The organism is Lacticaseibacillus pantheris DSM 15945 = JCM 12539 = NBRC 106106 (assembly GCF_001591865.1).
GTDB classification, from domain to species: domain Bacteria; phylum Bacillota; class Bacilli; order Lactobacillales; family Lactobacillaceae; genus Lacticaseibacillus; species Lacticaseibacillus pantheris.
The window spans coordinates 1-15428 of the sequence record NZ_BCVS01000007.1 but is presented as its reverse complement, the minus strand read 5'-3'; the positions used below and the strand labels follow the sequence as shown (position 1 = coordinate 15428).

Annotated in this window: 10 protein-coding genes and 1 other RNA gene; 9 read left to right on the top strand and 2 right to left on the bottom strand. The window is 54.7% G+C overall.

What is annotated here, in order from left to right; all coding sequences use genetic code 11:
- Position 1 precedes the first annotated feature (1 nt).
- The 6 genes from addA (at position 2) to LPA02S_RS01750 (ending at position 10578) form a co-directional block, all read left to right on the top strand.
- The gene (gene addA / locus LPA02S_RS01775) at positions 2–3742 is read left to right on the top strand and encodes a helicase-exonuclease AddAB subunit AddA (protein WP_056956900.1); all 3741 of its coding nucleotides are present in this window, start codon (positions 2–4) and stop codon (positions 3740–3742) included.
- 50 nt (positions 3743–3792) lie between these two features.
- Positions 3793–6786 carry a helicase C-terminal domain-containing protein gene (locus tag LPA02S_RS01770; RefSeq protein ID WP_082607925.1) on the top strand — a complete coding sequence of 998 codons (2994 nt, stop codon included), beginning with the start codon at positions 3793–3795 and terminating at the stop codon, positions 6784–6786.
- A gap of 37 nt (positions 6787–6823) precedes the next feature.
- On the top strand, positions 6824–7312 hold the full coding sequence (locus tag LPA02S_RS01765; RefSeq protein WP_054651298.1) for a hypothetical protein: 489 nt from the start codon (positions 6824–6826) through the stop codon (positions 7310–7312).
- 30 nt (positions 7313–7342) lie between these two features.
- Positions 7343–8545: a pyridoxal phosphate-dependent aminotransferase gene (locus LPA02S_RS01760; protein WP_056956902.1), complete on the top strand. Its 1203-nt coding sequence runs from the start codon at positions 7343–7345 to the stop codon at positions 8543–8545.
- Between the two features lie 14 nt (positions 8546–8559).
- Complete coding sequence (asnS, locus tag LPA02S_RS01755; RefSeq protein WP_054651300.1) at positions 8560–9858, top strand: asparagine--tRNA ligase; 1299 nt, start codon at positions 8560–8562, stop codon at positions 9856–9858.
- 93 nt (positions 9859–9951) lie between these two features.
- Complete coding sequence (locus LPA02S_RS01750; RefSeq protein ID WP_054651302.1) at positions 9952–10578, top strand: DnaD domain-containing protein; 627 nt, start codon at positions 9952–9954, stop codon at positions 10576–10578.
- 213 nt (positions 10579–10791) lie between these two features.
- Here the strand turns inward: LPA02S_RS01750 and LPA02S_RS01745 are convergent, their stop codons facing one another.
- Together LPA02S_RS01745 and recU are read right to left on the bottom strand one after the other, a co-directional pair.
- Positions 10792–13077: a PBP1A family penicillin-binding protein gene (locus tag LPA02S_RS01745; RefSeq protein ID WP_056956904.1), complete on the bottom strand. Its 2286-nt coding sequence runs from the start codon at positions 13075–13077 to the stop codon at positions 10792–10794.
- 25 nt (positions 13078–13102) lie between these two features.
- Positions 13103–13723, bottom strand: a complete 621-nt coding sequence (gene recU, locus LPA02S_RS01740; protein WP_054651304.1) for a Holliday junction resolvase RecU — start codon at positions 13721–13723, stop codon at positions 13103–13105.
- A 124-nt stretch (positions 13724–13847) separates the two neighbouring features.
- On the opposite strand from recU, the gene LPA02S_RS01735 reads away from it, so the two are divergent.
- From LPA02S_RS01735 to rnpB, 3 genes are all read left to right on the top strand, one after another.
- The gene (locus tag LPA02S_RS01735) at positions 13848–14420 is read left to right on the top strand and encodes an SLOG family protein (RefSeq protein WP_054651306.1); all 573 of its coding nucleotides are present in this window, start codon (positions 13848–13850) and stop codon (positions 14418–14420) included.
- Between the two features lie 50 nt (positions 14421–14470).
- Complete coding sequence (gene gpsB / locus LPA02S_RS01730) at positions 14471–14857, top strand: cell division regulator GpsB (protein ID WP_054651308.1); 387 nt, start codon at positions 14471–14473, stop codon at positions 14855–14857.
- A 41-nt stretch (positions 14858–14898) separates the two neighbouring features.
- Positions 14899–15261, top strand: an RNA gene (gene rnpB, locus LPA02S_RS01725) — RNase P RNA component class B.
- The last annotated feature ends 167 nt before the right edge of the window (positions 15262–15428 follow it).

Sequence of the window (15428 nt, the reverse complement as noted above, 5' to 3'; positions counted from 1 at the left end):
CTTGGCAAACTTTACCGCAAGTCAAAAAGCAGCAATCACACATCACGGCCATAACGTTTTGGTGTCGGCTTCCGCGGGGTCTGGTAAGACGACCGTGCTGGTTGAACGGGTGCTCCAATCTGTGCTCCACGGGCAGGATGTTACCCGCTTACTCGTGGTGACTTTCACCAACGCAGCCGCAGCCGAAATGAAGGACCGGATTACGGTCGCCCTCAAGCAAGAACTTACCAACCATCGCCAGGAAATGGACGAGGAGACCCGCCACCACCTGGCGCAACAAATTGGGCTAGTGGCGAGCGCCCCCATCAGCACCATCGATGCCTTTGCACTGCAGATTGTGCAGCAATACTACTACACCATTAACCTGGATCCCGGGTTCCGCATTCTCGCTGACCCCACCGAAGCCATCATGATTCAGGAGGGGGTCTGGTCCGATTTACGCGAAGTGTTCTTCAGTTCCGACGAGGCCGACCGCTTCCGTGCGCTCAGCACCAACTTTGGGACTGACCGCTCCGATGACCCGCTGGCGGACCTGATCATGCGGGTATATGAATATGCACAAACCACCACGGATCCTGACGGCTGGATTGCGGGACTGGCGGATAACTATCGTAATGACCTGACCGCCACTGGACCGCTCATGCAACAGCTACGCAGTACGGCCGGACCGATTGTGGAGCAGGTACAACGCCTGTTGAATCAGGCCGCCGAGCTCCTAGAACCAGAGCCAGCACTGGCCAAAGTTGCGGATAACGTTGCTCAAACGCGGTCGCTGACGGAGATTGTCGCGCAGGCATTACCAGCTGAAAATTACACGGCGGTGCAAACTGCGATTAACGACGTCGATTGGCCCAGGTGGCCGGGCGGCAAAGTAGCCGATGAAGCCGCGAAGGAGACCAAAAACGCGGCCAAGGAACTGCGCGACCAAGCCAAGGATGTTTTCACCAAAAGCCTGGGCCCGCTGTTCGCGCTGAGTGCCAGCGAGCTGGAACCCGCGTTAACCGCTGCGCACGACTTGGTGGATGAGCTCAGCCACGTTTGCTTAGAATTCAAAGGGGCGTACTGGGCAGAAAAGCAACGGCGTCACGTGCTCGACTTTGGCGACATCGAACAGTCGGCCCGCGTTATTTTGGGCCAGGCAGATCCAGATAGTGGCGCTACGGTTGGGCAAATCTACCGTGACGCCTTTGACGAGGTCCTCGTGGACGAGTACCAGGACACCAACCCGCTGCAGGAGGCTATTTTAAACGCAGTCTCCCAGGATGGCGTGGGTAACCGGTTCATGGTGGGTGACGTCAAGCAAAGTATCTACGGATTCCGGCTGGCGGAACCACAATTGTTCCTGGACAAATATGCCCGTTACACACCGAGTGAGAATTTGAGTGGTGACCCCGAGGTTGACCCGGCGCAGATGGGAGTGGGCGAACGCATCAACCTGGCCGAAAACTTCCGGTCCTCCCGCAACATTATTGATTTCACCAACTTGATCTTCAGGCAGGTTATGGACCGCCAGGTGGGCGATATTGACTACCAGGGCGGTGAGGAATTGCTGCTGGGCGCGACGGATATCCCCGCCGACTTTGCCCCCGATACGGAACTACTGATGTACGTACCCGGCGACGCAGAAGAGGGTGCCAACGCAGATCTGGACAAGGATGTCGGCCAGGTCCGCGCGGTCATTGACCGGATTCGCGCACTAATGACACATCCCGAAAAGCGGTTGTACGACCGCAAAAAGGGTGACTACCGCGACCTCGAGTACCGGGACATCACGCTGCTAGTGCCTACGCGGAGCCAAAACCTCCAGATTCAGGAAGAATTCACGGCGGCGGGCATCCCCATCGTGATTAATGACGCCCAGAACTACTTCAAAACCACCGAGTTGCAGGTAATGCTGTCGTTGCTCAAAGTCGTGGATAACCCACTGCAGGAAATTCCGCTAGTGGCGGTGCTGCGGTCTCCCATCGTAGGGATGACCGCGGATGAACTAGCTGTCGTCCGGTTGGCCGACCGCAACGCCCCGTACTACGCGGCCACCGACGCCTTTGTCCGTCAGTACGACGCAGCGACCGCGGACGGCACGACGACCAGTGCTTACCGCAAGCTAAGCCGGTTTAACGACCAGCTACGCGGCTTCCGGGAGTTGGCCCGCGGGAACCGCCTCGTTGACCTTATTTGGTCAATTTACAACACAACCGGCTACCTTGACTTTGTTGGTGGCATGCCGGGCGGCCCCCAGCGGCAAGCCAACCTCCGGGCACTTTATGACCGGGCCCACGCGTACGAGGAGGGCGGCTTTAAAGGACTATTCGCCTTTGTCCACTTCATCGAATTAATGCAGCAACGCGACAAGGACCTCGACACGCCGGTCACCATTGATCCGGATACCAACGCGGTCCACCTGATGACGATTCACGGTAGCAAAGGCCTACAGTTTCCCGTGGTGTTCCTAATGAACGCCAGCCGGAGTTTGCGCAGTAGCGGTAGTCACGGTGGTCAAGCCATCCTGTCCGGTGGTCAAATTGGCGTGCAGTGGTTACAGCCGGACACCCGCGTACAGGTAGCGTTGCCGCAATACGAACTTGTGCGTCAGGAGCGCGATGCCCGCGAGCAGGCCGAAGCATTGCGGGTTCTCTACGTCGCTTTGACCCGGGCCGAACAACGACTATTCGTCGTCGGATACGGTGAAACACAGGCAAAGTTAGAGCAAAGTTGGCGCGACATGGCCAACACCGACGCCCTAGTACTACCCGCCTACAACCGGCTAACGGCCAGTTCCTTACTGACACTGATTGGTGGTAGTATCATCCGCCATCCCCAGTATCCAGGGCAGGACATGGCGACCGCCGCTTTGACGAGCGATGCCACCAGCTTCCAAGTATCCTGGATTAACCATCCCGCCACGGTGACCGGTCAAACTGCAGCCGCGCCGATCGTGCAGCCGCCGCTCACCGTGGACGTCGACCAATGGTTTGAGTACCAGTACCCATACACCGCCGCGACACAAACCACTGGCTTTCAGGCGGTATCCGAAATCAAGCGGCTCTTCGATGACCCCTCATTGGCCGAACTCCACGCCGACCCGCAATCAAGCGGCCACCAGGTGGTCGCCGATGGGCAGGACGCACACCGTTTCACCCAAACGTTTGCTACGCCGAAGTTCATGACTGCGGGCGAGGATGAGCGGCCCACTGCTGCCGCCGTAGGGACGGCCACGCACCAGGTACTACAAAGTTTGGACCTACACCAGGCCATTACGCCCGATTACGTTGCTACCGTCATTGAGGACCTTGTTAGCCGCAACTTAATCACCGCACCAGTGGCCCGCAACGTCAACGTTGAGCACGTGGTGGCGTTCTTTACGACGCCTTTGGGGCAAACGTTATTGGCGACCCCCGCGACCGTGCACCGTGAAGTGCCGTTTGCCATGCTGATGCCGGCGGGGGACGTTTTTCCCGCCATGCGTAACGACGAACAAAACCTCCTGGTTCACGGGATTATGGACGGCTTTGTGACCACCGCTGATGGTGTCATTCTGTACGATTACAAAACCGACCATATCGGCCACCATCAGGACGCCGTAGTGCAAAGATACAGCGGCCAGCTCAGGCTCTACGCCCAGGCCCTACGGCAAATTCAACCGGAGCCGGTGGTCGGTTTGCGGCTGGTCCTACTGGAAACCAACACGGTAGTAGCACTCCCCGTAGAAGGGGCGTATGATGGAAATAGTAATAAAAGCTGACGTAGGTACGATCATTAACTACGTGACCTTTTAATTTAGGTGATAAATAAATGGATGCAGACACCATCTACGCAGTAATTGATTTGGAAACTACTGGTACTGACGTCAAGGCCGGTGACCGGATTATTCAGATTGGTTGTGCTTTAATTCAACACCACAAGGTCATCCAGACCTATTCCCAACTGGTTAATCCAGACTCACGCATTCCCGTCGCTATCCAACGGTTAACGGGCATCCACCCGCAGGATCTAGTTTCCGCACCGTACTTTGACGAAATTGCGCCGGCACTGGAACAGATGTTGGCGGATACGGTGATTGTGGCCCACAACGTCAACTTTGACTACCCGTTTTTGAACGCCGAGTTCGAGCGGGTTGGTTTGCGTACCCTCGATAATGACGCGCTGGATACCGTCCAGCTCGCCCAGATTCTATTGCCCAATTCGGTCAGTTACCGCTTGTCCGACCTGACCCACTTGCTGAACATTAAGCACAGTAATCCACACCAGGCCGATAGCGACGCGGTTAGCACCGCCAAGCTGCTCATCGAACTCAGCCGGCGTTTCCGCCAATTGCCGGGACCTACCCAGCAGGAACTGGCCCGGTTAGGTAAGGGGTTGCTACGGGAGACGGGGAAGTACCTCCAATACCTAGCCCGTGACGCGCAGCCACTATCGGGACACTACCTGCAAAAGCGGGGTGTAGTGATTGCCAACCCCGCACCCGAACGCCAAAGCCGTGCCGCACGGGCCGGTCGCGGACTCCAAGAATATCCGCTCAAGGAAGCCGCTAAGCGTAAAATGATTAAGCGCGCGGACCACCTCCGTTTCCGTTACGCTCAGGCCCGGATGATGGACCGGCTATTTAGCAACGCCACTGACGAACAGGTTCCGCTAGTGATTGAGGCCGGCACCGGGCTGGGTAAGTCGTTAGGTTACTTGATACCGTATAGTTTTGTCGCCACCCCAGATAACAAAGTGGTGGTGGCTACGTCGACGACGGTGCTCCAAAGTCAGCTCATGAACGAAACCATTCCGCTGGTCGAACTATTGGTCGGCCACCCGGTGGACGCCGTCACGTTGAAAAGCCCCCGGCATTACATTGACTTGAACAGGTTTGCCACGACGCTCCACGACGACGAGATCAAGGGCATTAGCCTCATTTTGCAGATGCAGATTCTCGTCTGGCTCACCACCACCAAGACGGGGGATTTGGACGAACTGCACACAGCCAGTACGCAGAGTGCCTTCTTCATCCGGATTCAGCATACTGGTAATTTTGGCACGGAATACAGTAATCCGTTCTACAAAGTGGACTTTTACCGTAATGCCCTCCGTCGGGTCGACGCCGCGGCCATCGTGGTGACCAACCACGCCTACCTAGCCGCGCACTACACGGACGACGCTTTTAGTGGCCAACCATTTCTGGTGGTTGACGAAGCACAACACTTCGCTGAGAACGCAGCCAACGCCTTTACGGTCCGGCTCAACCTGAAAAAGCTGCATTACTCGCTCAACCAGTTTGAGCGGATTATTGGGGGCCCGGACGCGCGGGGCTTGGCCGCTATATACGCCGACAACCAAATTATGAGTTACCAGTTACGTAGCCTGCAGCTGGCGACGGACAAGGCCCTCGGTTTAGTGGACGGCATTCAGACGCGACTTTTCCACCACTACTTTGCCCACCAGCAGCGCCCACACAACGGCTTCATGGAGCTCAACCTGAGTCACGAGGACATTCAGGCTATTATCGACCGGTTCACGCCGGTAGCCAAAGACGTGACGGGCTTGGGCAACCAGATTCTCACGATTGCGGAAACGCTGTTAACGGACTACACGCAAAACGAAAACCACTTCCTGACCGGCGATATTAAAACCTTCCAGCACCTTGAGGACGTGGCGGCCGGTCTGGCTGAGCAGTTGCGCCCAATGGCCGCGCTGACGGAGCACCAGCCGCTGCTGACGGACCAGCAGGTGGCCGTGCCTAGCCTGACGCTGCGACACCCGGATGATCTCACCAGTCTCAACGTTAACTGGCGAGTGTTTGATGCTCGGGACCACATTCAGTCATTGTTGCAACGGTTCACCGCCCCAGTGTTCACTGGTGGTACGCTGACTGTGCGCAAAGACGCGCAGTTCCTCACCGGACAGTTAGGTTATAGTTCACTACCAGAATCGCAGGTAATGACACTCCGTAGTCCGTTCAAGTACAAGCAGCAGGCCCGCATTATGATTGCCGCGGACGCACCACACATTAATGAACTGAACGCCAAGCAGTACGCTGATTATCTGACCAACGCCATTGAGCAACTTGCCGACAACGAGCACCAAACGTTGGTCTTGTTTAACTCACTTACGGTCATCGGCAACGTCTTTGCACGACTCAACCGGCGGCCTATTGCCGACCGTAAGGAAATTTTGGCTCAGGGTGTGACCGGATCGGCGGCACGAATTGCGCGGCGGTTCGCCGTCAGCCGTAACAGTGTCCTGCTGGGGGCCGCCAGCTTCTTTGAGGGCGTTGATTATCCCGATAAACAATTGGAGACGGTAATTTTAACAAGATTACCTTTTGATATGCCAAACGACCCCGTAATCAAGGCACGGTATGATAATATAAAGGCTAGTGGTGCCGACCCGTTCGTTCAGGACGCCGTACCCCGGGCCACGTTACGCTTACGGCAGAGTTTCGGCCGGTTAATTCGGCGCGAGAGTGATCGTGGTGTATTCATCGTACTGGACGACCGGCTGACCCGCACCAATTACGGGCGGGGGATGCAAAAGTCGTTGCCATCCGTGACGACGGACTTGCTGCCACTGTCCGCGATGCCTGACGCGTTGGAACGCTGGCTAACACCGGACGAAGCGGAGCAGGCCGCCGCCAAGCGGTTGCTCGATGAACACAAGGCTTCAACGGGCCGCCGACCACGGCGTTCCGCCAAGGACAAAGCCAAGACTAACGGTACTGCCACCCGTAAAGGTACTGGCGAGTCAACGCCAAAAAAGCGGCGCCCCCGCCGGCGCAAGCAGAAACCAGCCAGTAAAGAGTAATACGGTCGGCTAGGTATCGATGTGAAAGGAATTTTTCATGCACAATCGTAGTTCTGCCCGCTGGCACAAGTGGGCATTAATCGCTGGCGTCATTGTTGTCGTGCTTTCCATCCTCATTTTCTTCCAGCAGGCACTGCACCCGTACAATAAGTTGCGTAGCCAGGCTGACAGCATTGCGCGCCGTTCCGCCAAAGTAACCAAGATTAACGGTTTCTGGTGGAATACCCGCGATACAAGTTACGTCACGGTCGGCGGACAGCGTAGTGGTCACGCCGTGTACGTGGTCATCAAGCAGAAAAATGGGGCTGTCCACGTCGTGCGGCAGAGCGCGGGGACGACCCGCAACGAGGCACTCAGTCAGGCCTGGAAGCAACTGGACCCGCAGCGGGTACTCAACGCCTCTTTGCGTTACCAGGGTAAAAACCTGGTGTGGGACGTGGCGTACAAGACCAAGCAGGGCCGTTTGGGGTACGTGACTTATTCATTTCGAACCGGTAAGCAAGTGGAGTTAATCAAAAACATATAACGATGGGCAACCATCATTTGGAGGTGCTCTATGCAAGTTTCTAACCGCTTAGCCAAAGTTAATCCTAGTGCCACCCTGGCCATGAGCCAGAAAACCAATGAACTCAAAGCGGCGGGGGCCGACGTCATTAACTTGACCATGGGCCAGCCCGATTTTGAGACGCCCAAGTTCATTGAACAGGCCGCCATCGACAGCATCAACGCCGGTCAGGCCAGCTTCTACACCCAAGCCACCGGGTTGCCAGAACTGCGTGCGGCCATCAGCGGCAATATCGAGCGCCGCACGGGGTACCATTACGATACCAACCAAATTATTGCGACTGACGGGGCCAAGTTTGCCCTCTATTGCTTGTTCAACGCCATCCTGAATCCTGGTGATGGGGTCATCATACCCACACCAGGGTGGGTCTCCTACGTCGAACAGGTCCGTTTGGCGGGGGGCGTCCCACAGGCAGCACCCGCAAGCAACGGGTTTAAGGTGACCGTTGATGACCTGGATCAGGTCGTCAACCAGCACACTAAGGCCCTCATCATTAACAGCCCGCAAAATCCGAGCGGGACGATTTACTCCCGCCAGGAATTAACGCTCATTGGTAACTGGGCACTCCGGCATGACGTCATGATTGTCAGTGACGAGATCTACAGCGACCTAACGTATAATGGTGAGGACGCGCCATCAATGCTGTCGCTCGATCCAACTATCAGCGCCAACACCATCCTTATCGGCGGGGTATCCAAGTCCTACGCCATGACTGGTTGGCGGATTGGTTACGCTGCCGCCCCGATTGCCGTCGCCAAGGCCATGGCGACAATTTGTAGCCACGCAACGGGGAATCCCGCCGCGGTCAGTCAGTACGGTGCCATTGCAGCGTTTAACAGTGATGGTAGTAGCACCGAAACCATGCGGCTTGCGTTTGAAGACCGGTTGAACACGATTTACCCGCTGTTCAACCAAATTCCGGGCTTCAAGTTAGAGGAAAAGCCTACCGGTGCCTTTTACCTGTTCATTAACGTGAAGGACGCCGTGACCAATTTGGGGTACGACTCCGCCGACGCCTTTGCCATGGATTTACTGGAAAAGACTGGAGTAGCCGTAGTACCCGGCCGTTCCTTTGGTAATCCGAACTACATCCGCATTAGCTACGCGGCCGCCAAGGATAGCCTCCTTGAAGCCGCCAACCGGATTGCGGACTTCGTTACGGGTTCCAGCACACCACATACTGCAAACGATTAGGAGAAATTAGCAACATGCCAGAACAGATTACAATTAGTGAAGCATCCCAGCACGTTAACGAAACCGTCAAGATCGGCGTTTGGCTCACCGACAAGCGTAGCAGCGGCAAGATTGCCTTCCTGCAACTTCGCGACGGTACAGCGTTCTTCCAGGGCGTCGTCCGCAAGAATGACGTGAGTGAAGAAGTTTTCCAGCAGGCAAAGGAACTGCGCCAAGAGACCAGCTTTTGGGTGGTTGGTGAAATTCACGAAGACGCCCGGAGCCACTTTGGCTACGAAATTCAGGTGCAAGGCATTGAGGTAATCGGCGATAGTGAGGATTACCCCATCACGCCTAAGGAACACGGAATCGAATTCCTGCTGGACCACCGGCACCTGTGGCTGCGTAGTCGCCGGCCCTTTGCGATTATGCACATCCGTAACGAAGTAATTCGCGCAACGTACGAGTTCTTCAACCAGGAAGGGTTCATCAAGATGGACCCGCCAATTTTGACGGGCTCCGCACCAGAAGGGACTACGGAGTTATTCCACATCGACTACTTCGATCATGACGCCTACCTGAGCCAGAGTGGTCAGCTGTACATGGAGGCCGGGGCAATGGCGTTTGGCAAAGTGTTCAGTTTTGGGCCAACGTTCCGGGCTGAAAAGAGCAAGACCCGGCGTCACTTGACCGAGTTCTGGATGATTGAACCCGAGATGGCGTTCATGCACCAGGACGAGAGCCTCGTGGTACAAGAAAAGTACGTGTCTTACCTCATTACCAAGATTATTGAAAACTGTGAGTACGACCTAAAGTTACTGGACCGGGACCCCGAAGATTTACGGAAGTTCACCAAGCTACCGTTCCCACGGATTAGCTACGATGAGGCCATCGACATGCTACAAAAGGGCGGCTTCGACACTAAGTGGGGCGACGACTTTGGCTCACCAGAAGAAACGTACTTGTCCGACCAGTTTGAGCAGCCCGTCTTTGTTCTGAACTACCCGAAGAGCATCAAGCCGTTCTACATGCTGCCGGCCGCCGACCGCGACGACGTGTATGTTTGTGCGGACCTGCTTGCACCAGAGGGCTACGGGGAAATTATTGGTGGTTCGGAGCGTGAAGTTGACTACGATAAGCTCGCTAAGGCCATCAAGGACGCAGGCCTCAATGAAGAGGACTACCAGTGGTACCTCGATTTGCGTGAATATGGTAGTGTGCCGCACTCCGGCTTTGGTATGGGCCTTGAGCGGTTCCTGACATGGATTTGCAAGTCGGACCACTTACGGGAAACGATTCCGTTCCCACGGATGCTAAACCGTTTGCAGCCGTAATGAATAATGAGTACCCACGTGGCCGCATAGCAATTGCTTTGCGGCCACGTGGGTTTAGTGACATAATATTTGCAGTTAGAAGGGGGAAAACACATGGGGACAATTGACGACCTATTAGCCGCGGGCACCCTCAGTTTCTCGGACATTATTTGGTCTGAGTTCGCATCATCGTCACTCACTCGGGACGAATTGGTGGTTTACCTGTACATTGACCGTCACTTACAGCAACACCACGATGCACCTAACTTGCAGGAGCTGGCCCAGAGCACCAAGATGACCAGCACCGAGTTCAACCGGGCCGTCGCCAGCCTGGTCAGCAAAGGCGCCATTACTATCAGTGCCAGCACTGACTCCCAAGGACGGATGCTGGACGTGTACGATACGACACCATTGGTTAAGCAGTTACTTGCCGCCAAGCAACCGGCTGACAATCAGGCTAACATGAGCGGTTTAGAGGCTGATCCGGTGCGCAATCTGCAACAACAGGTTGAAACCGAGTTTGGTCGCATGCTGACACCAATTGAACAGCAAACCGTGAGGGCGTGGATGAACGAAGATCACTACGATCCCGACGTGGTGGCACTAGCCTTACGCGAAGCGGTGCTCAACCAGGCGTACTCCCTTAAGTATATGGACCGGGTCCTGATCACCTGGGAAAAGCGCAACCTGCGTACGGTTCAGGCAATTAAGCAAGCGCAGCGGGAATTTAACGAACTATAGTTTTAATAGTTTTCCGGATAACGGTCGCCACTAACACACAACAACGGGTGTAGTTAGTGGCGACCGTTTTTTATCGGGGAGGGTAGAGTAGCAGCAATAAGTGTGGATAATTTTGCTTATGTTAACCTGCAACAAATCAACCTACTCACAGCACAAAAAAGTTCACCTCCTTGGTCTAGCAACGGACCAAGAGGTGAACTTCAATTTGGGGCGTTATTGCTGCGCCGAGCTACTACTACTACCAGATGCCGTCCCCGACGAACCACTAGATGGCGTCGAAGCTGATTCCGTCGAGTTAGAATCCGCGCTAGAAGACGAGGATGTCGACGACGACTCACTACTACTGGAGCTAGAACTGGACGAGCTACTGGAGCTGGAACTTGAACTAGATGAACTGCTGGAACTCGAGGAGGACTTGCTACTGGAGCTCGAGCTCAGGGAGTCGCTCACGTCGGTAGAATTGCTTGCCGCCGTGCTGCCCTTAACGAACAGCTCAGAACTCTTGGTACCGAGTACCGAAACGGTTTTCCGCAATACGGTGTCTGGCTTAGTCCAGTTGGTATTGGAGACGTTCTGGTTTTGGTACACGTAACTCATCATGTACTTGTAGATGTACGCCGCAATTTTTTCCTCGGACGGGGTTACGCCGTTCTTGCTGGACTGATCGTACCCTGTCCAAACGGAAACCACGCGTTGCTTAGTGTACCCAGTAAACCAGCTGTCCTTCACGGCGTCTTCATACTTCAAAGTAGGATTTTCGGCCATCACCGTGTCGGAGTAGTCGGTCGTCCCGGTCTTTGCCGCGGCGTAGAGGCCGGAAATCGCCCCGGACGTCCCAGTACCCTTAGTCAGCACGCCCTTCAGCATATCCGTAATCATGTACGCCGTATAGCCTGACATCGCGCGCTTCCCGGTCGAACCGTAGTTGGTGGTCAGGCCGTCCGCCGTCGTAATTTTGCGGATATAGGTCGGTTTGTAATAGGTACCACCGTTGGCAAAGGCGCCGTATGCCCCGGCTTCAGTCAGGGTCGACATGCTGGCACCAATAGCCGCGGAGTAGTACTGCTCGTTCTTGGCCAAGTTGACGCCCAGCCCAGATGCAAAGGTGAGGGCCTTACTCAGCCCGACTTTGGCCAGCGTCTTCACGGCTGGAATGTTCCGCGACTGCTCCAGTGCTTTGCGCATGGTCATTTTGCCGTCATAACGGTTATCCCAGTCGTTAACGGCCGTATTGGTGCCCGGGTAGTTGTACGCCGAATCATCCAGCACCGTGGCCGTTGACTCCTGCAGGTACTCAATGGCCGGACCGTAATCCAAAATTGGCTTCATTGTCGAACCGTTGGACCGGTCACTCGCAATAGCACGGTTGTACGCTAGGCGCACGTTACCCGTCTTGCGCCCACCAATTTGTGCAAGCACCGCACCGTTATTCGGGTCGGTCATCGTGACGGCCGTTTGGAACTTATTGTCCGGGAAGTTCACGTACTGGTCACTATTAACAATATCGTACAGACGGGTTTGAGCGTTCATATCGAGGTTGGTGTAAATCTTCATCCCGGAAGTGTAGGGGTTCTCGCCCGTCTTCTTTTTGACCTCTTTGATTACGCCCGTCAGGTAGCTGTCAACAATCTTATCGGTTTTTGTGGTGCTCTTGGTTGTTGACGACTGTGAAACCAACCCATCGCCAATGTTCGTAGCCTTAGCCTTAGCTGCGTCGCTAGAGGAAATTTCCTTGTCCCGTAGCATAGCGTTAATTACCTGGTTACGCCGGTTCGTAGCGGCTTCGGGGTGCGCCACTGGATCGTAGGACGATGGTGCCTGCGCTAACCCCGCAATAAACGCGGTCTGGGCCAGCGTCAACTGGCTAAGTGACTTGTTATAGTAGTACTTTGCCGCGGTAGCCATACCGTATTGGCCGTGATTCATGTACACCTTATTAATGTAGAACTCCAAAATTTGGGATTTGCTGTAGCTGCGTTCCACCTTAAATGCCAACCAGGCTTCCTGGGCCTTACGCTTGATGGTCTGGTCTGAAGCCTTGGTTGAGAAGTAAGACAGTTTGACCAGCTGCTGCGTGAGCGTACTGGCCCCCTGGAGATCACCGGAGCTAGTCACGTCAGACAAAGCCGCTTGGGCGATGCGCAGCGGGTCAATACCAAGCTTCTCAGAGTAAAAATGGCGGTCCTCGATTGAAACCACAGCTTGCTTCAGTTGCGTGGGTATCTTGCTACTAGAAACGTATACCCGGTTTTCTAGCCCCAACGTGGTGATTTCATCGCCGTTAGCGGCGTAAATAATCGAACTACCGTCGCTCTTAAGCTTAGATTCAGCTAGGGCGGGAGCAGACTTGGCATACCACGCAAAGAGTCCGACACCCAGCAAGAATAAAACTGCGACCACGCCGACAATCCACTTAATTAGCCGACGCCACGAAAAACCCTTCTTATTACTGGGCTTGTTACTACTAGCTTGTCGTTGCTCTGCGCGCTTTCGCGACATGCGTGATGGTTCTTCTTCGCCATGTTTAGCCACGTGTGGCACCTACTTTCTGTGAAATTAACCAGTCAACCCCATCTAGATAGGGAACACGGGGCTGAATCTTGGGGGTGAGCTCAAAGCCGTCATGCTCAATGGTCGACAAAGTGATTGACTTCCGGGCTCCATCAGCCTGAGCATCCCAAGCCGCAATGAGCGGGGAGGCGGGGTAGACGAACAGACGCTCTAAGCGCACAAAACGCATGACCACAAAGCAAATACCTTTCTGTACCAGGCAAGCACGCATGTGGTCGACTTGATGCTGATGAAAGTTTTTGAGGGGAAAACTCGCTTTATTTTTGGTTTCCTTGGCCTCGAAATCCAGGTAATACCCGCGATAAATCCCGTTATAGTCAGTTGTGGAGGGCGTTTTAAAGTAACCCTCACGAATGACCGCCTTACTGCGCTGGGGGTAATCCACTTTGACAATTTGAATCGGTGTGGGCTTCTTATGCACCACGGCGCGACCGGTGCTCAAATAGTACTGGTTGGTCCCGTTCAGCTCGTCCTCAAGGGTCATCCCGCGGCCACCATAAATCGTGGCGGGGGCTGCCGGTTTTGCGAGCGCATGTTGTTTATACGCACCGCCATTGGGATAATGTATCGTCATGTTCTTCACACTCCATAGGGTGATTATAACAAAAATTCTTCATACAAAGGGCATAATACTACCAGTATTAGCGGCCGGCTTGCGCTATAATAAGTTTATGACCACGAGGCAAAGGAGAGTCAGTATGCGTGAGCGCGTGTGGGTCACCGGATACAGGGCGTATGAATTATCCGTATTCAACGATAATGATCCCAAGGTCACCGTCATTAAATATTCTTTAAAGAGCCAGCTCACCCAATTACTGGACGAGGGGTTAGAGTGGATAATAACAGGTGGACAGCCGGGAGTGGAACAATGGTCGGCCGAGGTTGGCCTTGAACTGCAGGCAGACTTCCCACAGTTACGGGTAGCCGTGATGGTCCCTTTCACCGACTTTGGCGGACGCTGGAAGGAAGAACGCCAAGCGCAGTTGGCGGCGTTACGCGCGCGGGTGGACTTTACGGCGTCAGTTGGCACCACACCGTATACAAGCCCCCGCCAATTAGTAGCATACGGTGACTTTATGAGCACGCACACTGATTTAGCGCTAATGGTTTACGATCCGGAGTTTCCTGGTAAGGCCCAGTACGACTACGAACGCATCAGTCGCTTGGCGGCACGGAGCGATTATTCGGTGCGCATGACGACGATGGACGACCTCCAGGAAGCCGCAAATGAATATGGGGAACTGCAAAATGACCGTTCCCAAAACGAGTAGCTTATGATAAGCTTATTGATGGCCTGATTGATTATGAACGGGGTGGAACGATGGATGCACAGAATGACGGACAAATGAATGTCCACTATACGCCACAAGATATCTTGAACAAGCAGTTTAAGAGTAAGATGCGTGGTTACGACCAGGACGAAGTTGATTCGTTCCTCGACGATATTATCAAGGACTATGAAGCCTTTGAGAAGGAAATTACGTCGGGCAAAGAAGAAAATGCACGTCTAATTAGTCGCGTGGACGAGCTGACCAAGCAGTTGAACGTGTCAAAGGGTGTTGCTGCCCAAACGCCACAGGCAAACGTTGCGGCAACGAACTACGACATTCTCAAGCGCTTGAGCAACTTGGAGCGTCACGTCTTTGGTAGCAAGCTGAGTGATGGCGGGGCCCATGCCGCGACACCAAACAGTCAGCGTCCAGAATAATTAAGGCATTGCTACCGGTACGGAGAGTGCCGGCACCTGTAAGTCTCGAGTAATCGCGGTCTACTTTGGTAGGCTGAGGAAAGTCCATGCCCGCACAGGCTGTGATGCCTGTAGTGTTCGTGCCAGGCCCAATAAGCCTGGGTGCCGTGCAAACGGTAACGGCAGCGGAACGCGCTAAAGCTTCGGCCACGCGCCAGTACGTTTGAAAGTGCCACAGAAACGATGCCAACGGGAAACCGTTGGATTGGAACGCGGTAAACCCCGCGAGCGAGTAACCCAAACTTTGGTAGGGGCGCTTTACCATGGGAATTGAACCAACGGCAAAGCAGTAGAAATACTGAGATAGATGATTACTGAAGGGTGACCTGCCTGAGGCCACCTGGAACAAAACATGGCTTATAGAGACTTACAGGCAGGCGGGGGACCCAGAGATGGGCCCTCTTTTTGTATAGAGCGAACCCCCGGGTGGGCTTTGGGACGGAGGTGTCGTGCCCTGCGCCCTGATTGCTACGGAGGTGGTTGACGGCAGCGTTGGTCGGACCGGGGAGCTGCGGCTTTCGTGGGGCACTCC

Excerpts from the sequence above, each read along its gene's own strand:
- LPA02S_RS01760 (WP_056956902.1), top strand. The coding sequence starts at position 7,343 with ATGCAAGTTTCTAACCGCTTAGCCAAAGTTAATCCTAGTGCCACCCTG.
- LPA02S_RS01745 (WP_056956904.1), bottom strand. The coding sequence starts at position 13,077 with ATGTCGCGAAAGCGCGCAGAGCAACGACAAGCTAGTAGTAACAAGCCC.
- LPA02S_RS01770 (WP_082607925.1), top strand. The coding sequence starts at position 3,793 with ATGGATGCAGACACCATCTACGCAGTAATTGATTTGGAAACTACTGGT.
- LPA02S_RS01735 (WP_054651306.1), top strand. The coding sequence starts at position 13,848 with ATGCGTGAGCGCGTGTGGGTCACCGGATACAGGGCGTATGAATTATCC.
- LPA02S_RS01765 (WP_054651298.1), top strand. The coding sequence starts at position 6,824 with ATGCACAATCGTAGTTCTGCCCGCTGGCACAAGTGGGCATTAATCGCT.
- asnS (WP_054651300.1), top strand. The coding sequence starts at position 8,560 with ATGCCAGAACAGATTACAATTAGTGAAGCATCCCAGCACGTTAACGAA.
- LPA02S_RS01750 (WP_054651302.1), top strand. The coding sequence starts at position 9,952 with ATGGGGACAATTGACGACCTATTAGCCGCGGGCACCCTCAGTTTCTCG.
- gpsB (WP_054651308.1), top strand. The coding sequence starts at position 14,471 with ATGGATGCACAGAATGACGGACAAATGAATGTCCACTATACGCCACAA.
- recU (WP_054651304.1), bottom strand. The coding sequence starts at position 13,723 with ATGACGATACATTATCCCAATGGCGGTGCGTATAAACAACATGCGCTC.